Source organism: Sulfitobacter delicatus (genome assembly GCF_900102535.1).
GTDB lineage: Bacteria > Pseudomonadota > Alphaproteobacteria > Rhodobacterales > Rhodobacteraceae > Sulfitobacter > Sulfitobacter delicatus.
The window spans coordinates 1-21,815 of the sequence record NZ_FNBP01000008.1 but is presented as its reverse complement, the minus strand read 5'-3'; the positions used below and the strand labels follow the sequence as shown (position 1 = coordinate 21,815).

Genomic DNA, 21,815 nt, shown 5'->3' with positions numbered 1-21,815 from the left:
GACCAATTAAACAGGTGAGGCCAAGTGAATCAGATCGTCGAAAACCTCAGAGATTTGGGCCCCAAACGTTTGGCAATGTTGGGCGGCATTGGGCTTGCGATCACGGCGGCAATTCTGATCGGGGCGCGCACGATCTTTGCGCCGACCTATGTTCCCGTCTACAGCCAGTTGAGCCCCGGCACCGCCTCGCAGATGATGCAGACGCTTGAGCAAGCTGGGCTGACGGTGGACCTGTCGCGCAATGGCGATACGATTTCCGTGGCCGAAGATGACATCGCCCGCGCCCGCATGGCGCTGGCCGATGCAGGGCTGCCGGGCGAAGGCGTGCCGGGTTGGGAGATTTTCGACGAGATGTCGGGCATGGGGATGAACTCCTTCATGCAAAAGGTGAACCGTCTGCGCGCGCTTGAGGGCGAATTGGCCCGCTCGATCCAGACCATCAGCGGCATCAAGGCCGCGCGGGTGCATTTGGTGCTGCCCGAACGCGCCGCGTTCTCGCGCAGCCAGCCCGAAGCCAGCGGTTCGGTCATCGTGCGGGCGCAGGCCAATGCCAGCATCACCCGCCGTCAGGCGCAGGCGATTCAGGCGCTGGTCGCCTCTGCCGTGGCGGACCTAGAGGCGCAGAATGTGACCGTCCTTTCCGGCACAGGTGAGACGATCTTGGCCAAGGACGACGGCGGCAGTTCTGATTATTCGCTGCAAGGCCAGCGCAGCATGATCGAAGAGCAACTGGCGCAGAAGGTTGAATCGATCCTGAACGCCCGCGTCGGCCCCGGCAACACTCGCGTGCGGGTGAGCGTTGACCTGACCACCGAGCGCGAAGTCCGCGTCTCGCGCAGCTTTGACCCGGCCCAGCAGGTCGCCCGCTCGATCGAGACCCGGACCCGCAATTCTAACGAGACCGACCCCGCCAATGGCAACGTCGACGTGGGCAACAACATTCCTGACGAGCTGCGCGATGATGCGGGCGGCGGCGCGGCGGGCCAGTCAACGCGCAGCGAGAACGACGAGATCATTAATTACGAGATCGGCTCGGTGCAAAGTGAGCTGGTGCGCGAGCCGGGTGACATCGAGCGCATCTCTGTCGCCGTACTAGTCAACGGCAGCTACGGCACCCTGCCCGACGGCTCCGAAGGCTATATCGAGCGCAGCGAAGAAGAGATGCAGCGTCTGACGCAACTGGTCAGCACCGCCATCGGCTTTGACGAGACACGCGGCGATCAGGTGCAAGTGGACAGCCTTCAGTTCCTCGACTTCGATTCCGAGTTCAATAACCCCGTAGGCCGCGGCATCGGTGCCGTACTCGCCGACAATGCCATGACCATCCTGCGCTCGCTCTTTGGTCTGACGCTGGTGGCGATCATTATGGTCCTTGGCGCGCGGCCCCTGCGCATGGTGCTGGACGCCGCCGCACCGCAGCCTGCTTTGGCCGGTGCTGGCGCCGATGCAGCCCTGCTGGGCGGTCCGGGCGAGACAGAAACCAAAGCGCTCTCCGACCAATCGACCCCGGCAAACACGCAAAACCGCCTGCCGACGCCAGCGACATCCCAAACCGGATCAGTGCTGGCCCCGATGGACGAGATGCCCCGCGATTTGGTGCATCTGGCCTCTGTCGATGGTGCCTTGCAGCATAGCCAGATCCGTACCGTTGCCGAACTGGCCCAGAACAACGCGGACGACGCCCTGCGGGTGCTGGGTGAATGGCTGGCAGAAGGGGAAGAGGCATGATCTCGACCCTGAAGCTGCGCAACTTTGACGAAGATCCGAACGGTACAGGCCGGGTGCAAGACCCCGACCTGCCCACCGCCGAAGAGATCGAGGCAAAAATTAAGAAGGCCCACAAACAAGGCCATATTGAAGGGTACCTGCAGGGGGCCGACGCTGGCCGGGCAGAGATGCACAAGCAGATGCAGGCTGAGCACGCCGAAATGGCGGAAAAGCTTGCACAGGAACTGGCGCGTCTGGCGACCTCTTCGAAAGAGCACAACGAGGCGCTGGTGGCGCAGGTCGTGGGATTCACCCTGCAGACCTGCGAGATCGTGCTGCCCGAGGTGATTGAGCGTCTGTCCATCGAGCGGGTGAAAAAGACCGTGACCCAATCATTGAAAATGGCCATCGGGTCGAGCCGGATCAAAGTGCGCCTCTCGCCCGCAACGCTGGAACAGATCGGCCCTGAACTGCGCAATCGTGCGGCCTATTACAAATGCGACGGCGCGCTTGACGTGCAGGCTGACCCGGCCATTGCCGACGGTGATGCGCGGATGGAGTGGGATCACGGGAGCCTTGATTACGGGTTCAAAAAGATTTGCGACCGTCTGCTCGCCGAACTGCGCGAGACCCACAGGCGGGCATTAGAAGCACAAAAGGAGAAGGACGGACATGGATAAGCCTGATTTGCAATCCGCCAAGGATACCGATCCCAAAAGCGACGCAACGCCGGACACCACGCCGGAGGAACAGCCCCGCGCTGATGCGCTCGGCAACACCGGGACGACCAGTGCCAGCGAAGCGGGTGTCTTCCCGCAGTTGGATACCGAGGACTCGCGCAATGCGCTGGCACCGCGTGCAGAGCCCGGCAGCACCGGCATCAATGCCATGCTGAATGTCGGGCTGGACGTGCAGATTGTACTGGGGCAAGCCCGCATGCCGATCTCGCGCCTGCTGGAACTCACGCGCGGCTCTATCGTAGAGCTGAACCGCAAGATCGGCGCGCCGGTGGACCTGATGGTTTCTGACCGTCTGGTGGCCCGCGGTGACTTGGTGAAAGTCGGCGAAGACCGGCTCGGCGTTTCGCTCACCCAGATCGTCAAGGATTATGTTCCTGACTAACCTCCCCTCCCTGCGCCTTTGGGCGCCGGGCCGTTTGGGCCTTGCCCTGCTGGTGCTTCTCGCCGGCAGCGGCATGGCTGTGGCGCAAGACGGCGGCTTTCTGGGCACGCTGTCGGACGTGATCGGGGATACCGCCCCCGGCAGTGACGAGAACGCCAATCTCTCGGGCCGGATCGTCCAGTTCATCGCACTGATCACCGTACTCAGCATCGCACCGGGGCTGCTGGTCGTGATGACCAGCTTCACCCGTTTTGTCATTGTCCTGTCGATGCTGCGCTCTGCGCTTGGCCTGAACCAGACCCCACCGAACATCGTGCTGACCTCCCTCGCGCTGTTTATGACGTTCTTTGTCATGCAGCCGGTGTTCGAGGACGCCTATGAAGGCGGTGTTGTGCCGCTTCTGAACAATGCCATTGCCGAAGAGCAAGCGCTGGAGCGCATTGCCGACCCCTTCCGCTCTTTTATGTTCGTGAACACGCGGCCTGAGGATTACGCCCTGTTCCTGCGGGTCACAGCGCCCGAGGATGAAACGGGAGAGGCCCCGCCCATGCCCGCCTCTGCGGAGGAAACCTCGTTCCGGCACCTTGTGCCGGCCTTTATGATTTCCGAGCTACGCCGCGCCTTTACCATCGGCTTTCTGATCTATCTGCCCTTTGTCGCCATCGACCTTATCATCGCTTCGGTGCTGATGAGTGCGGGCATGATGATGCTGCCGCCTGTGCTGATCTCCTTGCCGTTCAAGGTGATCTTCTTTGTTCTGATTGACGGCTGGTACATGCTGGCCGGATCGCTGATCGAAAGCTACGTGCCATTGGCCGGCGGCTGACCTGCCCTGAGAAGGAATATTTCGATGTCCACCAACACCGCTACCAAGACCCGCCGGGCACCGTTTAACGCCAATGACCTCACGGGGCCGACCAAGGCCGCGATTACCTTTCTTTGTCTTGGCGAACAGGCGGGGTCGGACCTCATGCAAAAGCTTGGCACCGCCGAGATCGAGCGCATCACCAGCGCGATGAGCTGCCTTGGCCCGATCCCCGCAGAGGTGGTCGAGAAAGTCCTGAGCGAGTTCACCCAGCGGGTGATCAGCGGCACCGGATCGGTCGTCGGGTCAATCGCTACGGCGGAGTCCATGCTGCGGCGGTTTATGCCGGAGGAGCAGGTTTCTGGTATCCTCGAAGGGCTGAAGAACACCGAGCGCGAAAGCGCGATGTGGAAGGGTTTCGGCGCGCTGGATGAGACGGTTATCGCGAACTACCTGAAGGATGAGCACGATCAGACCGCGGCGGCGATCCTCAATAACGTGGACACGGCTGTCGCAGCGAAAGTCCTCCCCCTGCTCGGGCCAGAGCGGATGCGGGACATCGCCGAGCGTATGATCGCGATGGAGGCTGTGCCGTTGCATATGATGCAGCAGATCGAGGAAACGCTGAAACAGGACATCCTGTCGAACGCGATGCACACCAATTCGGTGGAAACCCATCAGCGCATGGCCGACCTGTTTAACCAACTCGACGGCCAGGCCTTTGAGGATCTCTCCTCCGAGCTCGACAAACGCATCCCCGACGCCTTTCAGGCGATCAAACAGCGCATGTTCGTCTTTGATGATCTGTTCCGCCTGCCAATGCAGGATCTGGCACAGGTGATGCGCGGGCTGGATGGGGCCACCCTGCCGCTGGCCATGCGCGGGGCCAAGAAGGACCAGCGCGATCACCTGATGGAATGCCTGCCACAGCGCTCGCGCCAGATGTTGATGGATGAAATGGCCGCAACGGGCCCGGTACGGGGGCGCGATGTGCGGGCGGCGCAGGCGGCAATGGTGGAATATGCCAAGAGCCTTGCCGATGAGGGTGTCATCGAACTGCCGTCGAGCTCTGACGAGGACGACGAGTTTATCGAGTGAGTTTAAGTTGGCTCGGCGTGGCGCGCGGGCTTAGCTATACGCGCTGTAGCTGCTACCGCTGACCGTGGGGATGTCGATTGTGGCGATGGTAAAGCTGCTGCCCTGCCCGATCGACACAGCGCCCTGCATTAGCGAGAGCACGGTGCTGGACTGCGATGATACGCCTTCGACCGCATCGTAGATCGCCGAAAACCGCGAGACGAGCTTGTCGACCTCGGCCGGGTCCTTCAGCTTTTCGATGTCGAACTTCTGCTCAAACATGGCGATCTGGCGGTCGAGATCGACGCCGATAGCTTCATCGGGCAGCCCTAAGGCGCGACGCATGAAACTGCCCAGATCGGCATCCTTAAGCACATCAAGCCAATTATCGATCTCTGAAACTTTGGATTTGAACTCCAATGCGATCCGCGCGCCTTCGTTTTCTGCACCGGCAGCATTTAGGACGACCCTTTCTTTGAAACGGTCGATGATTTCGTCCTGCCATTCAGTCTTATAAAGGTTGAAGCTCCGACCGCCGTCGGGCTCAAAATCCAGAGCCTGATACATCTCTTTGATTCTGGGATCGCTAAGTCGATTCACAAGGGCAGAAGGATCGTCACCGTCACTTTCCAGTACTTTGCGGATCATTGCTTTGCCAAAAATCTGATCTTCGAGATCGAAGGCGCGCATGATGAAAGAAAAGACTTCGGTATCTGCTACCAACTCCTTAGCGGAACTGATCGAACCAACACGTTCTTGGAAGGCTTCAATTTGTCGAGCGTTCACAGCATTCTGAGCAGCAAGGTCAAGCTGTTTGTCGCGGGTTGCGTCAAACAACTTGACCGCCACTTGCGTGCTCATGCCGCTCAGTGAAATCATGCGTGCGCCATCTCTTGACCCGAGGCTGGGGGAACCGGGCGTAGCTGCATCAGCTCAGTCTCATATTTTAAGACAGTCCGCAGTTCACTCATTGCTTTATAGAAATCGGACATGCTGACGAAGTTTGCCGCTTCCATAATCCGAGCGCGCATATCTGCGCCGAAGCAACAGGCGAGATCGGCCAGACCGTCTTGGATCATTGGCAATACTTTTTCGCGAGTGTCGGGACGGATCAGGGCAGTCTGTACAAGGAAATAGACCTTCGAAACAGGCGTGGATTCAGCGTCTGGCTTCAGCAAGTCAGATTCACGCACGATGTCAGCGCGATTTTCTACCGTGAGCGCTTGGCGGCGATCACCGTTACGGATCACGCAACCGTTCACCACTACGCGTTCTCGGGGTCGGAGGGTTAGCTTTAGCATTTCATACCCCCCGCACTGTTGGCGTGGTCTGCCCAGCCAAACCGGCTGCGATATTGCCGTTGATCTCAACCAAACCGGCAAGGCGTCCTTCGCCAGCCATTAACGCAGTGCTGTGACGGTCAACCCAAAGCGCGATAGAAATAAGAGATGCTTTCAGCGCGTCGGGCATGGTGTTGCCCGGCTCAGCCAGGTCGTAGCGCAGTGCCGACCAAAAGCGTTGGTTCTCGTAGAGTGCTTCGCGAAGACCAGACGCGAGAATGTTCAGACGCTCGCTCTTTTCTTCGGTCGCATCAAACCCTTGGCCTTTTTCGGCGAGGTCGTGTGTGACGCGCGACAAAATGCGGCGCTCGATCTGCCGCGGTGTTTCGCTTTCGCGAATTGTTTTCTTGTATGCTGCCAGCCCCATAGGAATTCTTCCTTGTTTTTATATATTGCTGTCCCCCGACCGCAAATTCTGATGCGGTGGAACGGGGCCGAAACGCTGGGTTTCGGCCCCGATTAACCTAGTCCTTAGCGGAACAGGCTCAGGATGTTCTGCGGTGCCTGGTTGGCGATCGACAGGGACTGCGATGCCAGCTGCTGCTGAACCTGCAGAGCCTGCAAACGGGCCGCTTCTTCTTCCATGTTGGCGTCAACCATGGCGCCAACGCCGGAGTCGAGGTTGTCGGTCAGCTTAGTCAAGAACTCTTGCTGGTTTTCGATCGACTGCTGGCCAACGCCGAGGGTTGTGGAAGCAGAGATCGCTTCGCCCAACAGACCTTCAACAGCACTCAGAGAGTTGTTGAGGTAAGTCTGGCTAGCCGCCTCGCTTGTACCAGCCGCAGTATCGAAGCCAGATTTGAATGCTGTCGCAATCGCCGCGAAGTCGGTGTAGGTCCGCTTCAGGTCAACCCCGTCAACGTCCATCGAAGTCGCAGTGATGCCGGTACCGCTACGGGTAATACCGGTAACGACCGACATAGAACGCGCGCCTTCGGTGGTTGTTGCGGCAGCACTGATCGAGCCGTCAGCGGCAACTGTGGTAGCTGTCGCAACAGTGTTGCCAGAGCCGATCAGATCGTCGCCGTTGAAGGTCGCTTGGCTGATAGACGCGTCCATCTGCTTTACGATTTCGTCAAGTTCGTCCTTAACTTCGTCGACGCTACCGCCAGCCTGTGCAAAAGCAACACGCTCAGAGAACTGACGCGCGAGGTCTTTGAAGCTGTCTGCACCCACGTTTGCGGTCGCGAGCGAGTTCTTCGTCAGCGTCAAGCTTTCGTTGATCGACTTGGTCATACCGCTGTCACCCTTCATCGTTTCCGAGATGGCGAAGTAGGCGGCGTTGTCGCCAGCGCTGGAGACTTTCAGACCTGTCGAGATGCGGTTCTGAGTTTGATCCAGGCCTTGGTTAACGTTCCGCAGCGTGGCCAGAGCGTTCATTGCGGAGTTGTTTGTGTTGATAGAAGACATTTTGTTATTCCAGACTATTCTAGTTCGTTATGTCGTCTTTCTGACAACTGCGGGGCGAACCCGCTTGATTACGTTTTTACGCCAAAAACTGGCAACATTGAGGCAAATTAGAAACTTTTGTCCACGGTTGTCATCAGTGTTGCTCGGTTGTCACGCTTCGCACCGCTTCGGCCGTAAATGCCTGCAATGCTGTGCTTTTCCCGGATTCCGGAAACCTCTTTTATCATCTCTGCAGTGGCCTGACGGGCCAGTTGCAGGTGGTGATGATCGCGTGCGATCAGATCTTTTAGATCGCGTAATTTGTCCTTGCTGACTGCTTCGGGGTTCTCGCTTAGCTGGTGTTCCAGCTCCGCCGTGATTCGGGCTTTTTCGCTGGCGAAAGTCACCAGTTGGTCGAAAGAACCGCCTTCGACTGCGGCGATCTCGCGGCGCAGCAAATAGCCGAGCGCGTCAACAGCGGCGAGGGCTTTGCGGGGGTCGCTCATTTTTCGGCTCCCGACTGATAGCGCGCCATTGCGGTCTCGATGCTGCGCGCAATTCCGGTGCTGTTCTGCTCGGCAATGCTTTCGCCAATCGCGTTGGACAGGAAGCTGCGCCATGTCTCTTCGGCATGGCCACCGCCAAAGCTGCCGATGTTCACGGTGGAGAGCATCTCGTCGACCATCTGGCCGAGGAACATGGCCTCAAACTCCTTGGCCGATTCCGCGGTGACCGCATCGGCCGCGGGGGTTGCCGGAGTGGCTTTGGGCGCGGTGGCCGGTGTGGGAAAGGACGGAAATTCCATGATCAGCCCCTTAAATAATCTCAAGGTCGGCGTGCAAAGCACCCGCGGCCTTGATGGCTTGAAGGATCGAAATCGTTTCGGTCGCGCCGACGCCGATGGCGTTCAGCCCGTCGACCAGACGTTGAAGGCTGACGGACCCGTCGATGACAGCAAACTGCGCATCTTTTTTATCCACCGCGACCGAAGAGTTGGGCACCACAACTGTGGTCCCGCCAATCGACAGGGTTTCGGGCTGGCTGACGTTAAAATCATCGCGGACGGTGACGGTCAGGCCACCTTGGCTGACGGCAACTTGGTCAATGCGGACATTGGCGCCAATAACGATGGTGCCGGAGCGCGCGTCGATCACCACTTTGGCAACCTGATCGGGCTGGACCTGAAGCGGCTCGATCAAAGCCATAGTTTCGATCAGGGATTCCTTGCCGAAAGGCGTGACCGAGATGGTGCGCGAATCCAGTGCCGTGGCCACGGGGCCGACAGCTTGGTTGATCGCGCGCTCCACCCGTTGTGCGGTGACGAAATCGGGGTTCCGCAGGGCCAGCTTGATGGTGCTCAACTCGTTAAAGTCAAAAGCGACCTCACGCTCAACAATAGCGCCGTTGTCGATGCGGGCGCCTGTTGGCACACCTTCGACGATGGAGGCGTTCAAACCCTGAGCCGCAAACCCGGCGACGGCAATCGGGCCTTGGGCCACGGCGTAGATCTCACCATCTGCTGCGGTGAGCGGAGTAACAATCAGCGTACCGCCGCGCAGCGAGGATGCGTCGCCCAGGGAGGATACGACGACGTCGATGGTGCTGCCCATGCGTGCGAAGGGCGGCAGGGAGGCAGTGACCATGACAGCGGCGGTGTTGGCGGTGCGCATTTCGTCTTCGGTCAGGTTGCCGATGCCGAGACGCTCCAACATGCCTTCAATCGCACGCTCGGTGAAAGGGGCGTTGCGCAGGCTGTCGCCGGTGCCGTTGAGGCCCACGACCAGTCCGTAGCCGACCAATTGGTTCGACCGCACGCCTTCAACCGTCACGATGTCCTTGATCCGCACCTGTGCGCTGGCCGGGAGGGCCAGTGCCAGCGTGAGGCTGATCAGAAGGAATTTGAACATCGAGGTCATGGTCGTGTGTTCCGGTCAGAGATAGTTGAGGAAGGACAGGCGCGAGAGGCGCGCGGTGACGGCGTAGCTGGAGTCGAGTTGGTTCTGCAGTTGCGTGAGCCGGGTGGCGGCGTCGTAAGGGTCCGCCCCTTCGAGCTTGAGCGATTCTTGGTCCAGAAACAGCGCGCGGCTTTCTTGGGCTGCCATGGTGTCTTGCAACTGCCCGCGCTTCAGCCCGGTGACGGTTTCAAGATCGATGAGCCCTTCAAGCCCGCTGCTGATGGCACTGCGGGCTTCATCTAACCATACTTCGCGAGCCTCGAGATCAGTGATATCATTTGCGTCCACGGCGCTGAGCATCGCCAGCCCACGCATCAAATCGCGCATCGCCGGGTCATTGGCCTGTGCGTTCTGCGACAACGTCTGTGTCTCTGAAGTGCGCGAGGTCAGCGGCGGGCTGCTAGACGGGGCGCCGTTGTAGAAAGTCGCTTCAAAATTCCGGTTCGGATTGGCAGGGTCCCCGTCGCTAAAGGCAGCCTTTAGCCCATCAATCGCAGCTTGCACATCCGCCATCGAATTCATTGGGCCGCCGATCACATCAGTGACGGCACCAGCGGGGGAAAAGCCAGTGGCCGGGTTAACTTCGTCCCATGCTTGCAATGGGTTGGTCTCAAGGCGGGTACCCGCCATGAGGTAGCCCGAACTATCGCTGACCGCCGCCCGTTGGATGATAGTATCCAAAGCCGAACGCGCCGCCTGTGAAAGGTAAGCGGTGGATGGGCCAGACGCGGATTGCGCCGTCATTGCCTGTTCCAACACGGCCTGCCCCACATCCCGCATTGCGCCCAGAGAAGTCTCCACAGCAAGAAAACGACTGTCCAGCAATTTGTTTGACGTCAGAAACCCATCGTTGCGCGTGACTTGCATGCGGATCGCGATGGCATCCGAGGATTTGTAGCCAAGGTCGTCATAGGGGTTCGCTTTGAGCCCGGTGCTTAGCTCCTGCGAAACATCCGCCAGCTCCGCCGAGAGGCGGCTGGTGGTTTCACGCTGGCGCAGGCTCTGCAGCGCGGTAGCAACGGTTCGGGAGATTTCGGTCATCTGATCCTCACACGCTGTTCAAAAGGGTATCGAGCATATCGCTCAAGCTGCTGAGCACCTGCGAATTAGCGCCGTAGGACTGCTCAATTTCCAACAGCTTTTGCAGTTCGGTATCGATGTTCACGCCTTCCACACCGCTGCGGTTGTCTTCAAAGGTCACCAAACGGATGCGCGCGGTGTCTGCTTGGGCGTCAGCGGTGACGCGCACCATGTGCTGATGCCCGACCAAGTCAGCAGCGAAGTCGCCAAGCTTGGCGTTGCTGTTGAGCCCGCTTGTAGCGTCGAAGGCAAAGCCGGTCTCGAACACGTCAATGAAGCTGTTGATCTGGGTGCTGTCGCCCGGCTCACCGGGACCGGCTGCGGCGGCGCCATCGCGCAGGCGCCACAGGGCGCCCCCGCGGTCCGGGTCCACACTGTCGTTGATCGCAAGACGTCCCGCCAGCCCATCAATCTGAGCCGGGTCAAAGGCGGCGCCCGCATCGGTAAAGAGGCCGGCATCGCCCGGCGCGCGCGACGCATCGGCGGCTTCAAAGCTCTGCACCAGCCCGCGGGCAAGCTCATCCAACTGCAGTTTCATCTGCGGAAGGTCTTGGGAAATGATCTGGCTCAACCCGGCCAACCGACCGCTGTCTGACCCGCGCGCACCAAGGGCTTTCGGGGTGATGTCCACATTGCCGGCAAAGAGCGCGCCGGTGCTCGAGTCGGCAGTCAGGGTCACCGATTTGTCGCCATGGACCAATTCAGTGCCGCCGGTGGTGTAGAGGGTCAGCGACCCGTCCGATTCCCAGCGGGTCGTGAAATCCATTTGCGTGCCCAAAGCATCGAGACGGCGGTTCATCTCGTCCATCAGGCCGTTGATCGTGCCGCCATCGTTTCCGGCAGTGCGCAGCTTCTCGTTCAGATTGGCGATGTCAGAGAGCGCTGTGTTCACGTCTTTGACGCTTTGTTGGTAGCTGGCTCCAGCCTGTACGCGGCTGTCCTCCAGCGCGGTCGCCGCGCCATTGAGGCTTTGCACAAGATTCTGTGCCCGCGACAGCAGATCGTTCTGCGCCGCCGGGTCTGCCGGGTTGTTCGCCAAAAGGTCTAGACCGGCCTGAAACTCGGCCAGCCGCGCCGCGGGAGAGATTTCATCGCCGGGGTTTCCGAGCGTCAGCAGATAGCCGCGCAGGATCTCGTCGGCAACCTCGGCCTCGCCTACTTCGGCAGATGCGCCGCGGGTTAGCCCCGCAAGGCGTTCATCCATCTGCCGCGCCATCTGCAGATCGACCATGCTCCCCTGCCCGCTGCTGGTCGTGACTTGCACGCCATCTCGCCGAGCATAGCCTTCGGTCTGGGCGTTGGCGATATTGCCCGCGACCAGATTGGCACGCCCTTCGGTGACGCTCAGGCCACTGCGGGCGATGTTAAAGGCAGAGGAGATGCTCATTTACGCACCGGATTAGCGTTTGATACTTAGGGTTTCGCTCAGCATTTCGTCACTTGTGGTGATGATCTTGGCGCTCGACGAATAGGCCCGTTGGGTTTGGATCAGGTCCGTCAACTCTTGGGCGATATCCACGTTGGACCCTTCGAGCGCACCGCTAGTCACACTCCCCAACCCGTTGCTCATCGCGCCGCCGAGGTTCACCGCACCGGAATCGCGGGTAGTCACATAGGCATTGCCGTCAACCGAGCGCATCTGATCTGGATTGGCGACATTCGCCAAGGGAACTTGGAACAGGGCACGTCGCTGGCCATTGTCAAAGACACCAAAGAGCACGCCGCTGTCGCTCATTTCAGCACGCTCAAGACTGCCGGTTTCGGTCCCGTCGTCGTCAAACTGAGGCGGTGTGTAGTCTCCGGCAAATTGAGTCATTCCCTCAAATGTGCCCGGCGCGCCCAGACTGATATCAAGGGTCTGGGGGGTGGCACCGTTGTTAATTGTCAGACTTACAACTCCGGTCGCGGGATCAATTGGCAGGGTGCCGGGAGTATAGCTTGCTGGGCTGCCCGCATTTGCGCCGCTGTCGGTAAAGTTGACAGTCGCGGTACCGTAGTCAGTGCCAGCACCATCCGTGATGTTGACGGTCCATTCACTCGGAGTCGAGCCGGGCTGCCAAGAGAGCGTTAGCTCATCCGCGCCACCGAGCTGATTTACATAGCGTAAAGTGGATTCGAATGGTGCGCCGGGTGTCGCCAAACCGGTTTCCTGGGAGGGAACATTGCCCGAGACGTTAACCAGCGAACTAGGCGTACCAGGTATCTGATAGCTGGCGATATTTACTGTGCTCAGATCGCTGTAACTGGTGCTGCTTACACTGCCGGTCGCCCCCGAAGCGTCGGTCGGGTAGCCGCTTAGGTAATAGCCGGCGGAGTTGCGCAGGTTACCGTCTTGGTCAGGCGTAAACGAGCCCGCGCGGGTCAAATAATAGTTAGACTCGACGGGATCATTCGGGTTGCGCGAAACAACAAAAAATCCGTCGCCCTGCACTGCAAGATCCGTTGCACGACCGGTGGCCATGATACTGCCGTTGGAGGAGATATCCGCCCGGCTGTCCGTCAGCACGCCCGCTTGGGTAGAGCCGGTGTTCTGGGTTACAAACTCGGAAAACGTACGGCGGTAGCCAACAGTATTGGCGTTCGCGATATTGCTTGAGATATTCTGCACTCGGGAGGAGTTGGCCTGCAACCCGCTGACCCCGATCTGGAGGGCGCTCGTAATGCTCATGACTTTGTCCTGCTCGTTCTTGTTATTCTTCCGTTATACATGAAAAAGCACCCCTCACATGAATAAAGCAAGAATAAAATTTGTATTTGATATTTTTGTCACTTGCTTTGCTTCACATCTGTCACTTTCGTGACAGCATCAAGGATACGATCAGCGTTTTGCATGCTTAGTCGCATTAAATCTTGCCCCGGCGGGACTCGTTCGTCTGGTTGTGCGCCGAGGCCTGCGGCGATTTCGTCCCAACCTGGCAGATCGGCGAGGGTGGGGAAGGCCAAGGCCGCGCGAGCCAAGGTCTCTCCATCGCCGACCTCATAGGCTGCAAGGATCAAACGCGTGGCATCGGCAAAGCTAAACTGCTCGGGATGGGTTTCCCACATCTCTAAAAATGCCAGTCGTGCAGCATTCCATTTGCCGGTTTCATATAGCGCTACGGCACGGCTTCGGCGCAGTCCCATGTCCTGCGCCCTTACGCGCAAGCTGGCTAGCTCGTCTGAGCGCCCCGCCTGCGCCAAAGCCTCAATCAGCAGCGCTTCAGCCCCATCGTCGAGACCTTTACCATCGGCATACCCACTTAGCAGATCAACCGCTGCATCCGCCTGCCCGCCTGCCAGCAAAGCGCGGACCTCCCCTCGCCGCAGCGTGCTGACCAATTCGAGGTCGGTTTTTGGCCCGCCCGGCCGGACCCCAGCCTCGGCCAGCTCGCGCAGGGCGCGGAATTCACGTGCAGCGAGCGCAGTCATGCCCGTGTCGAGCAACCTTTGCGGCAGGCCCGCGGCATGGGCCGCAAAGCCCGGATCAAACCGCCAGCGCGGCGCGATTCGGGCGTGACCTTCCAGAAAGTCTGCGAGGTCGATTTGTCCCTCACTGCCCGCTTGATAAAAGGCACCATAGATTGCGCGGGCCCGCTCTTGGAGCTCTTTGGCCTCTTCAGGCGTGGCGTCTTTCGTCATATGTTCCAACGCCCATAGGGCGGTATCGCGATCGCCAAGCTCTTCGGCCAGCTTCGCGAGGAGAACCACTCCCTCCCGCGCGGCGGTGTCTCCGCTCCACGCCCAACGGGCCGTCTTGAGTACTGCCACCGCATCGGCAAGCGGCATGGTCTCGGTCTCCCGCCCCATCCGTACCAGAGCCAGCCGTGCGCGATGGGCATAGGCATCGCGGCCCCGCGCGGCTTCGGCATAGCCGTCAAAGGCCATTAGATAATCGCCCGCAAGTTCAGACGCCCGTGCTAGCAGGAAGCGGTAAGCCGGTCCGTCGCGCAACTCTGCATGATCAGGGAACCGCGCGGCCAAAGCCTGCGCTACCTCCCAATTCTCGGCCGTCAAAGCGGCTTCCAGCAAATCTGGCAGCAACGCCGCCACCATGGCCGGGGAAAGCGCATCGAGGCTATCTACTGTCGCAGGCAAAAGGCGCGCCGCTTCCTCGGTTGCATCCAATCGAGCAAAGGCCGCAGCGCGCAACGCTTGTCCTTGCGCCCAGCCGACCGACCGCGACACCGCCTGCCCGAGCGCATCTTTCTCCGCAGCTTCGTCCTGCAGCAAATCCAGAGCGAGGGTCAGTGTACGGTGGCGCCGCTTGTAATCTTCAGCCAGCACTTCGGGGTCCAGCGCCGCGAGATAGCCTGCCGCTTCGGGGCGCATCATCCAAGCAAGGTGCAGTTCGGCCATGTCGAGAAGGGCATCGGTCTCCGCGGCACTGCCCTTCTTGCCTGCGGCAATCAGCTGTTGCTCCAAACCCTGACGCGCCGCCAAGAAATCACCTTCGCCCTGCGCCGTCAGCGCCAATGGCGCAAAGACAGGTGTGTCCTCCGCCATCGTGGGCGGAGCAATCAGCAAGGAAAACCCAAGGACTATGTGATGCAGATGCTTCATTGTTATGGATAGATGCACTTTATTCTTGTAAAAATCCATTCTTTATTTCACAGTGACCTTGAAAAAGTCGCTTCATCCTTGCAACCCCTGAGGTGCGCTATGACCGAAACCACCCATATCAGCATGTCCCTCGCGACATCGTTGCAGCGACAGTTGGACATCACAGCCAATAACATCGCAAACGCCAGCACGGCGGGCTACAAGGGTGAGCATGTGGTGTTTGAGAGCCTTTTGCAGGACAAAAGCACCTCAAGCGATGATCAGGCAGCCTTTGTCAGCGATACAGGCTCTTACATCGACACCCGCCCCGGCGCGCTGTCGCAGACGGGCAATCCGCTGGATGTGGCACTGCATGGTGAGGGCTGGTTCAGCTACCAAACCCCCGAGGGCGAGCAGGCTTTTGGCCGCGACGGCAGTTTCACCATCGACACACAGGGCAACCTGACCCTGCTTTCTGGCGCCAAGGTTCTGGACGCCGGTGGTGCGCCGATCCAATTGCCGACCGAAGGTCTGGGGGAAATCAACATTTCCGAAGACGGCACGATCTCAGGCAGCGAGACCGGGCCACTTGGCCGCATCGGTGTTTTCGATGTCCCTGAAATCCAGAGCTACAAGCGCCTTGGCGCGGGCATGCTCGTCGCGCCCGAAGGCGCCGCCAAGCCCGGCCCGGCGGAAGGCACTGCCGTCCGTCAGGGCTCGCTGGAGCTCAGCAACGTGAACCCGGTGCGCGAAATGACGCGGCTGATCGACGTGCAGCGCGCCTATGAGCGCACCAATTCCTTAATGGGCAATGCGGACGACCTGCGCCGCGACTCGCTTAAACGGATCATGCAGGCAGTCTGACCCCCAGAGGTCATCCGTAATACGGAAGGAACGAACCCATGAAAGCACTTAGCATCGCCGCGACAGGCATGATGGCGCAGCAGACCAATGTGAACGTGATCTCAAACAACATAGCCAACGCCAATACCACCGGCTTTAAGGCAAGTCGCGCCGCCTTTCAGGATCTGATCTATCAGTCCATGCAACGCGAAGGCGCGCTGACCTCCGAGGCCGGCTCGACCCGCCCGGTGGGCATCGACATCGGTATGGGCGTGCAGACCGCCGGCACCGTGCGGCTCAATACCCAAGGCGGCATGGTTGCGACTGAAAACCAGCTGAACGTCGCCATCGACGGGCGCGGTTATTTCTCCGTCCTGATGCCAGACGGCAACCAAGCCTTCACCCGCGACGGCTCTTTCCAACTGTCCTCTGAGGGTGAAATCGTCACCATGCAGGGCTATCAGGTCGATCCCGGTCTCGTCGTGCCGCCGAACACCACGGCGGTCGAGATCAACGAACAGGGCGTTGTCATGGCCTATGTCGAGAACGACCCCGAACCCGTGGAACTTGGGCAGTTCAGCCTGACCACCTTTGTGAACGAGCCGGGCATGCGTCCAGTGGGCAACAACTTCCTACTCGCGACCGAAGCTTCGGGCGAGGCGCAGGTTGTCACCCCCGGCTCCCCCGGCACAGGGCTGCTGCGGCAGGGCTATCTCGAAGCCTCTAACGTCAATGTCATCCAGCAGATCACCGACCTGATCTCGGCGCAGCGCGCCTATGAGATGAATTCGAAATCCATTGAGACCGCAGACCAGATGCTGTCGGCGGCGAACCAGATCCGCTAATGACACGGCTGGGCGCATTCCTCCTTGGCGTGATGCTGCTCGCGGGGCCGGCTTTGGCGGCCCCCTTGGGCGTGCTCGTCGAAGAACGTGCGCGCTCGGACTATGCCGACAGTTTGCCGCCCGAGGGCGAGTTCGAGGTGACCGTCAAAGACGCGCCGAAAGGCGAAGTCGTCACCTTGGCCGAGTTCTGGATGGATCCGCGCAGCGGCAAGTTTCTCGCTAATGCGGTGCTGGAAACCGGCGATGTGCAGCGCATCGGCGGGCTGGCGCTCGTGACGCTGCCGGTCCCCGTACCGGTCCGGCGCCTCTTGCCCGATGATATCATTATGGAAGATGACCTTGCTGTCGCACGGATGCCCGTGGGCCGGGTCGGCGCTTATGTTGAGACCGAACTCGAAGAGGTTATCGGCAAGCAGGTGCGGCGGGTTCTGACCCCGGGCCGCCCGATCCAGACCCAGTCCATCATCAATCCGCTGGTCATCAGCCGTGGCGACCAGGTCGAGATCAGTTTTAGCGACGGGCTCTTGGCGCTGAGATCGCCCGGACGCGCGCTCAGCGACGCCCATGAGGGGCAAGAAATTCGTATCGTGAACCTTATCAGCAATAAGACGGTCATCGGCATCGCCACTGGCGACGGGACCGTGGAGATCCTGCAATGACAGCCGCTATCGCCCGCCCTACTGCACTGATGCTGGGCGCGACCCTCATCCTGTCCGGCTGCGACGCCGGACGCCACTTCGACCGCGACCCCCAGCCTTCGCCGTTGGTGGTGGACTCGCAGACGATCCCAGAAGTGGCACGCGTGCAGGTGCCGATGCCTGCTGTGGCGCTTGAGCCACCCCGCACCGGCAGCGCCCGCGCTTCGCTCTTCTCTGCCAAACATGAGCCGCTGTTTTCCGACCAACGTGCGGATGACATTGGCGACATCCTGACCGTTGTAATCTCGATCGACGACCGCGCCCAATTGCGCAACTCTACCGACCGCGAGCGCGAAGGGGCGAGTTCGATCGGATTCCCGACATTCTTTGGCTACGGTGCGAAAATTGCCGCAATTCTGCCCGGAATCAGCGCCGCAGATCTGCCCAGCGGTGACGTTGTAGAGATCGGCTCGGCCTCTGAAGCCAGCGGGTCCGGCGCGATTTCCCGGAATGAACAGATCGAGCTTAAAGTCGCCGCTTTGGTGATCGACAGACTGCCAAATGGCGCGCTGGTGGTCGCAGGACGTCAAGAAATCATGGTGAATCAAGAGTTGCGCGAGCTGCGCATGGCCGGCATCGTCCGCCCTGCGGATATCCGCGACGACAACACTATCTCTTATGACAAGATCGCCGAAGCCCGCATCGCCTATGGTGGCCGGGGCACCCTCTCACGCGCTCAGGAGCGCAGCTATGGCGAAGATGCGATGGATGTGATCCTGCCCTACTAATTCCCCACTTAGTCACAATCTCAGACCATTGCCGTCGCAATCGACCGTTAAACCTGACGAAAGCTCAGGAAAGGTCGATGATGAAAAAGGCAGCAATCGTATTCGTAGCACTCCCCCTGCTGTGCATGGGTGCAGGCTATGGCGCTGGTATGGTTCTGGCTCCCCCCGCGGAGGAGAACCACGCCGCCGCCGGGTCTGAGGACAAGCCGAAGGCCGACAAGGCCGCGCATGGGGCAAAGGACGCCTCTGAGGACGCGCATGGCGAGGTGGCGGAAGACCACGCTCAAAAGGGCGATGACGCCGCTGAGGGTGCCGCTCATCCGGAAATGGACCGCTACAGTTTGGCCAAAGATCGCAAAATTGTACGGCTTGGCCAAATGACAGTACCAGTAGAGAAGACGAACAGCATCTCTTACGTGGTGGCTGATTTCGCGTTGAAGTTAGAATCTTTGGAATTGGCAGAGCGCTATCGCCGGGTTGAGGACGCAACGCGGCTGCGTGATTCACTCTTGCAGGCGATGAACCTCGCCGCCGAAAGCGCTGTGTTACGCGGCGTGGCGATTGACAGCGATGCGCTATCGCATTTGCTACGCGATTTGATCAGCAAGGATCATGCGGGCGTAGATGATGTGATGTTTGTCTCGCTCTATAAGCAAGACGTCGCGCGGCTCTGACCGCGCGTCGCTTTACAGCTTACAGTACCGAGCGGATCACATGAGATAGAACCGATTCACCATTGTCGAGCTCTAGTTCCGGGCCATAAGCGGTAAAGTTAACCCGATTGACCTGAGCCTGCGTAAGCGCGGTGACAGGCACATCGTTGCCACTTGAATCGGTGGCGGAAATCTCTACTCGGAATGTATCAGGCGGCACAGGAAGCCCTTCGGAATCGAGGCCGTCCCAATCCACATCGATGATTTCGCCTTCTGCCGTTGATGTCCCGGTCAACTCACGCACCAGGTTCCCATCTTCGGAATAGATGCTGATGTCCACACTCTCGGCGCCAGCACCCACTTGGTAGCTCAACGGGAATTCGGTATCCGTCAGGCGGACCTGGTTGGACGGTACCAACACGTCGCGCCCGATCAGTTGCAAGTCAGACATGGCGCCAACGGTCGAGAGCATGGTGCTGATCTGCTCAAGGCTCGCATTTGTAGCGATGCTCTGCTCCACCTGGGTCAATTGCGCCAGTTGCGATACGAACTGCGTTGAATCCACCGGCTCAAGCGGATCCTGATTGGTGATCTGGGCGGTTAGAAGCGTCAGAAAACTGTTATAGCTTTCCTGAAGCTCCCCCGCCGAGGCCGAAGCCGCGCTGGCGGTGCTGGTTGCTAGTGTGTTCGAAGTCAGTGCATCAATCATGGTCTCGCCTTTCAGGTGAGGATGTCTAATTGGCCGGGGCCTTGGGGCAGGCTTGTGGCTTGTGCCCCACCGGTGTCGCTGTTCATCGCCCCATCGGGCTCGCCGGAACCTTCAGTATTGTTTTGCACGAAACCCTCAGGCGCCCGCCCATCCTGACGGCCACGCTCCCCGAAGGTCTGGAAATCCAGATCAGCGTTGTCGGCTGAGATGCCACGCGACTGTAGTGCGTCGAGCAATTGCTCGCGGTCTTGGCGCAGCAGGTTGAGCACCGAGGCCGTCTCGGTCGTCATGGCGATCTGCATACGTCCGCTTTCGCTCCGCACCACTTCAATTTCGATCTCGCCCATGCCGTAGGGCGAAAGCGAGAAGCGCATCTTGTTGTCGCCGGTCTCGAAGCTACGGATCTGCTGTGCCACGTGCTTGCGCAGCTGTTCTTCAGGCGGTGCTGCCGGGTTTGGCGGTGTAGCGGGGGTGGGCGCGGGGGCGGAGAGCCGCACCGGCTCGCTGGTAAGCCCCGTCTGGGGCGCCGCAGCGGCAAGCTCACGCAAAGCGGCCTCCGTGCCGCTATTTTGCGCCCCAGCCTGTAAGATCGTGGCGGGCTCGGCTTTGACGGAGAACGACTCTGCGGCGGTTAGACGGGGGTCTACAGCTTTCATCGCGGCGCTGAACTCAGGGTCCTGCGCGCTGGCAGATGGCCCTTTGGCCCCTGCCATGTTGGCACTCTTATCCGTACTCAAAGTGGCTTCCGCCGACTGAGACATAAGGGATGTGCCGGCGTCTCCTGTCTTTTGGGCGGACACAGACCCATCGGCAAGCGCGCTCATGCCCGCGGCGGGCGGAGATTGTTTGATGATCCGAATACCTGCGCCAGCCAGAACCTCGGCCCCCTGCCCCTCGGCGACAGAACCCGCAAGCGAAACGGATGGAGCTTCACTCGGCAATACCTCCTGCTGCATGGAAACGCGCCCAACAACAGGCACACCGGCTGAGGCGACGCTCAACTGCCCGGCTCCGCTTGCCAAACGCAACGCGCTGTTGAGCTTCTCCTGCAAGGCCGCTTCGAGTTCAGGATCGGCCAGTTCTGCGACAGCCTCTAGGTCGCCGACCTTTTCGACCGGTGCCTCGCCGAGCGCTTCAGCGAAGTTGGCAAGTGCCGTCTTCGGCGTGACCTGCCCTGCGCCTTGATTCAATTCGGTGATGGTCTGATCCAAAAGGGCCATCAGCCCTTCTGGTGTTTCGGTATCGAATGTCTCGGTGAGTTCCGAAGCTTCGGGATCGCTAGCCTCTGCTGGCGTTGCGACAGTGGCGGGCTGCCCGGCGAACGTGCCAGCCGTAGCCCCGCTGCCCTGCATCAGCGCCGCGAACCCTTCGGCGGCACCTTGGGACTGTCCTTGCCCCGCAACGGCTGTCGCGGGGGTGGCAGTAGAGTTAAGCAACTGCGCTATCATCTGGCTTCCTCCGCCTGATGGGGCCACGGGCTGAGGCCCGTGCTTAGGAGATCTTGACGTTGCCCATCTGCCCTTCGCGGACAAATTTAGCCGAACGACCTTCGACCAGCGCTTTCAGCGCGAGGGTCCATTGGTTCAGCGTCAAAGGTCTGTCAGAACCGGTCAGGGCCTGTAGCGAGGGCTGGCCGTCTGCACGTTCGGCAGAGAAGACCGGCATGCTGTCGACCGGGCGGCCCCAGTACTGCGCGAGCACTGCGTTCAAACCGGCGCGGAAGGCTGCCGGCTCAAGGCCGAGCTTCAGCAACTCGTCCGTCTCTGCCGCCTGATAGTAGGCCTGCCCGAGAGTATGCAGCACGCTGTCCTCGTCCATCAGCGGGAAAAGACCGCGACCGATGATACCGATCAGCACTTCACCGACGAGGGCGCCTGCGGCTTCGGAGATGTTGTGGAAGTTATCGCTTTTGCGAATGACGACGAGCGAACCAAAGGGCACATCGGCGTCGAGTTCTTCGGCCAGAATATCACCGAGACAAATTCCGGGGATGGGTTCGATGCAATCGGGCATTGCAACCGGGTGACCGGCCCAATCCTGCATCTCAAAGATCGAGGCTTGCACGGGAATCAACGCCCGGATCAGCATGTTGAAGTGACGGCCGTCGGCCGATGAATCTATGTGGCAGGCACCCTTCCAGATGCCACCGATTAGTGAATTTACCTGCATTTCCGCCTCGTTCAGGACTTTCTGTCCATGGTTTATCCAGGCTATTTTTAAAGTTTTTTAGGTGCCTGGTGCTCGTTTTATACATTAAAGCGCTTCTAACAAAACCTGAATCGCCGGGGATTCCCAAACTGGTCTGATTGTGATTCATCCTGTTTGGGAGGATGAACTATGTCAGCA

General features: G+C 59.8%; 24 protein-coding genes. 10 read left to right on the top strand and 14 right to left on the bottom strand.

The genetic code is table 11. The features are described 5' to 3' along the window. Positions 1-24: 24 nt before the first annotated feature. The 5 genes from fliF to BLS57_RS13450 are packed head-to-tail and all read left to right on the top strand — an operon-like array spanning position 25 to position 4,732. Positions 25-1,728, top strand: a complete 1,704-nt coding sequence (fliF, locus tag BLS57_RS13470) for a flagellar basal-body MS-ring/collar protein FliF (protein ID WP_093743211.1) — start codon at positions 25-27, stop codon at positions 1,726-1,728. Continuing rightward, entirely contained in the window at positions 1,725-2,387 is a 663-nt protein-coding gene (locus BLS57_RS13465) for a FliH/SctL family protein (protein ID WP_167356435.1), read from the top strand. Before fliF ends, BLS57_RS13465 begins: the two co-directional genes overlap by 4 nt. After that, positions 2,380-2,829 carry a FliM/FliN family flagellar motor switch protein gene (locus BLS57_RS13460; protein ID WP_093743207.1) on the top strand — a complete coding sequence of 150 codons (450 nt, stop codon included), beginning with the start codon at positions 2,380-2,382 and terminating at the stop codon, positions 2,827-2,829. Before BLS57_RS13465 ends, BLS57_RS13460 begins: the two co-directional genes overlap by 8 nt. Beyond that, a complete protein-coding gene (gene fliP / locus BLS57_RS13455; protein WP_093743205.1) occupies positions 2,816-3,655 on the top strand; it encodes a flagellar type III secretion system pore protein FliP in 840 nt (279 codons plus the stop codon). The genes BLS57_RS13460 and fliP overlap by 14 nt, the downstream gene beginning before the upstream one ends. Positions 3,656-3,679: 24 nt before the next feature. Then, positions 3,680-4,732 (top strand): flagellar motor switch protein FliG, encoded by a 1,053-nt coding sequence (locus tag BLS57_RS13450; protein WP_093743203.1) that lies wholly within the window; start codon positions 3,680-3,682, stop codon positions 4,730-4,732. 30 nt (positions 4,733-4,762) lie between these two features. Here BLS57_RS13450 and BLS57_RS13445 read toward each other — a convergent pair whose 3' ends face one another. The 11 genes from BLS57_RS13445 to BLS57_RS13395 all read right to left on the bottom strand — a co-directional run bounded on the left by BLS57_RS13445 (position 4,763) and on the right by BLS57_RS13395 (position 14,957). Then, on the bottom strand, positions 4,763-5,590 hold the full coding sequence (locus BLS57_RS13445) for a DUF1217 domain-containing protein (protein WP_093743201.1): 828 nt from the start codon (positions 5,588-5,590) through the stop codon (positions 4,763-4,765). Continuing rightward, positions 5,587-6,012, bottom strand: coding sequence for a flagellar biosynthesis repressor FlbT (locus tag BLS57_RS13440; protein ID WP_093743199.1), 426 nt, complete (start codon positions 6,010-6,012; stop codon positions 5,587-5,589). The genes BLS57_RS13445 and BLS57_RS13440 overlap by 4 nt, the downstream gene beginning before the upstream one ends. 1 nt (position 6,013) lies before the next feature. Next, on the bottom strand, positions 6,014-6,418 hold the full coding sequence (flaF, locus tag BLS57_RS13435; RefSeq protein WP_093743197.1) for a flagellar biosynthesis regulator FlaF: 405 nt from the start codon (positions 6,416-6,418) through the stop codon (positions 6,014-6,016). A gap of 104 nt (positions 6,419-6,522) precedes the next feature. Next, the gene (locus BLS57_RS13430; protein WP_093743195.1) at positions 6,523-7,461 is read right to left on the bottom strand and encodes a flagellin N-terminal helical domain-containing protein; all 939 of its coding nucleotides are present in this window, start codon (positions 7,459-7,461) and stop codon (positions 6,523-6,525) included. 107 nt (positions 7,462-7,568) lie between these two features. After that, positions 7,569-7,946, bottom strand: coding sequence for a hypothetical protein (locus BLS57_RS13425; RefSeq protein ID WP_093743193.1), 378 nt, complete (start codon positions 7,944-7,946; stop codon positions 7,569-7,571). Further along, the gene (locus BLS57_RS13420; RefSeq protein ID WP_093743191.1) at positions 7,943-8,245 is read right to left on the bottom strand and encodes a rod-binding protein; all 303 of its coding nucleotides are present in this window, start codon (positions 8,243-8,245) and stop codon (positions 7,943-7,945) included. The genes BLS57_RS13425 and BLS57_RS13420 overlap by 4 nt, the downstream gene beginning before the upstream one ends. Positions 8,246-8,255: 10 nt before the next feature. Continuing rightward, positions 8,256-9,356 carry a flagellar basal body P-ring protein FlgI gene (locus BLS57_RS13415; RefSeq protein WP_093743189.1) on the bottom strand — a complete coding sequence of 367 codons (1,101 nt, stop codon included), beginning with the start codon at positions 9,354-9,356 and terminating at the stop codon, positions 8,256-8,258. Positions 9,357-9,371: 15 nt separating this feature from the next. Beyond that, positions 9,372-10,436 (bottom strand): flagellin, encoded by a 1,065-nt coding sequence (locus BLS57_RS13410; RefSeq protein WP_093743187.1) that lies wholly within the window; start codon positions 10,434-10,436, stop codon positions 9,372-9,374. Positions 10,437-10,443: 7 nt separating this feature from the next. Then, the gene (gene flgK, locus BLS57_RS13405; RefSeq protein ID WP_093743184.1) at positions 10,444-11,862 is read right to left on the bottom strand and encodes a flagellar hook-associated protein FlgK; all 1,419 of its coding nucleotides are present in this window, start codon (positions 11,860-11,862) and stop codon (positions 10,444-10,446) included. Between the two features lie 12 nt (positions 11,863-11,874). Beyond that, positions 11,875-13,143 (bottom strand): flagellar hook protein FlgE, encoded by a 1,269-nt coding sequence (locus tag BLS57_RS13400; RefSeq protein WP_093743182.1) that lies wholly within the window; start codon positions 13,141-13,143, stop codon positions 11,875-11,877. Positions 13,144-13,241: 98 nt separating this feature from the next. After that, positions 13,242-14,957, bottom strand: a complete 1,716-nt coding sequence (locus tag BLS57_RS13395) for a hypothetical protein (RefSeq protein ID WP_139186644.1) — start codon at positions 14,955-14,957, stop codon at positions 13,242-13,244. Positions 14,958-15,113: 156 nt separating this feature from the next. Here BLS57_RS13395 and flgF point away from each other — a divergent pair, with 156 nt between their 5' ends. The 5 genes from flgF (at position 15,114) to BLS57_RS13370 (ending at position 18,781) form a co-directional block, all read left to right on the top strand. After that, positions 15,114-15,857 carry a flagellar basal-body rod protein FlgF gene (gene flgF / locus BLS57_RS13390; RefSeq protein WP_093743178.1) on the top strand — a complete coding sequence of 248 codons (744 nt, stop codon included), beginning with the start codon at positions 15,114-15,116 and terminating at the stop codon, positions 15,855-15,857. Positions 15,858-15,895: 38 nt separating this feature from the next. Further along, positions 15,896-16,681 carry a flagellar basal-body rod protein FlgG gene (gene flgG / locus BLS57_RS13385; protein ID WP_093743176.1) on the top strand — a complete coding sequence of 262 codons (786 nt, stop codon included), beginning with the start codon at positions 15,896-15,898 and terminating at the stop codon, positions 16,679-16,681. Beyond that, positions 16,681-17,340 (top strand): flagellar basal body P-ring formation chaperone FlgA, encoded by a 660-nt coding sequence (gene flgA, locus BLS57_RS13380; RefSeq protein WP_093743174.1) that lies wholly within the window; start codon positions 16,681-16,683, stop codon positions 17,338-17,340. The genes flgG and flgA overlap by 1 nt, the downstream gene beginning before the upstream one ends. Beyond that, the gene (locus tag BLS57_RS13375) at positions 17,337-18,107 is read left to right on the top strand and encodes a flagellar basal body L-ring protein FlgH (protein WP_093743172.1); all 771 of its coding nucleotides are present in this window, start codon (positions 17,337-17,339) and stop codon (positions 18,105-18,107) included. Before flgA ends, BLS57_RS13375 begins: the two co-directional genes overlap by 4 nt. Before the next feature lie 77 nt (positions 18,108-18,184). Continuing rightward, positions 18,185-18,781 carry a hypothetical protein gene (locus BLS57_RS13370; protein ID WP_093743170.1) on the top strand — a complete coding sequence of 199 codons (597 nt, stop codon included), beginning with the start codon at positions 18,185-18,187 and terminating at the stop codon, positions 18,779-18,781. 19 nt (positions 18,782-18,800) lie between these two features. On the opposite strand, the gene BLS57_RS13365 is transcribed toward BLS57_RS13370, so the two are convergent. Genes BLS57_RS13365 through BLS57_RS13355 form a run of 3 tightly spaced genes read right to left on the bottom strand, consistent with a single transcriptional unit; the run spans position 18,801 to position 21,638 of the window. Next, a complete protein-coding gene (locus BLS57_RS13365) occupies positions 18,801-19,469 on the bottom strand; it encodes a flagellar hook assembly protein FlgD (protein ID WP_093743168.1) in 669 nt (222 codons plus the stop codon). Between the two features lie 11 nt (positions 19,470-19,480). Beyond that, entirely contained in the window at positions 19,481-20,917 is a 1,437-nt protein-coding gene (locus tag BLS57_RS13360; RefSeq protein ID WP_093743166.1) for a flagellar hook-length control protein FliK, read from the bottom strand. Positions 20,918-20,960: 43 nt separating this feature from the next. Beyond that, positions 20,961-21,638, bottom strand: a complete 678-nt coding sequence (locus BLS57_RS13355; protein WP_093743164.1) for a hypothetical protein — start codon at positions 21,636-21,638, stop codon at positions 20,961-20,963. Between the last annotated feature and the right edge of the window lie 177 nt (positions 21,639-21,815).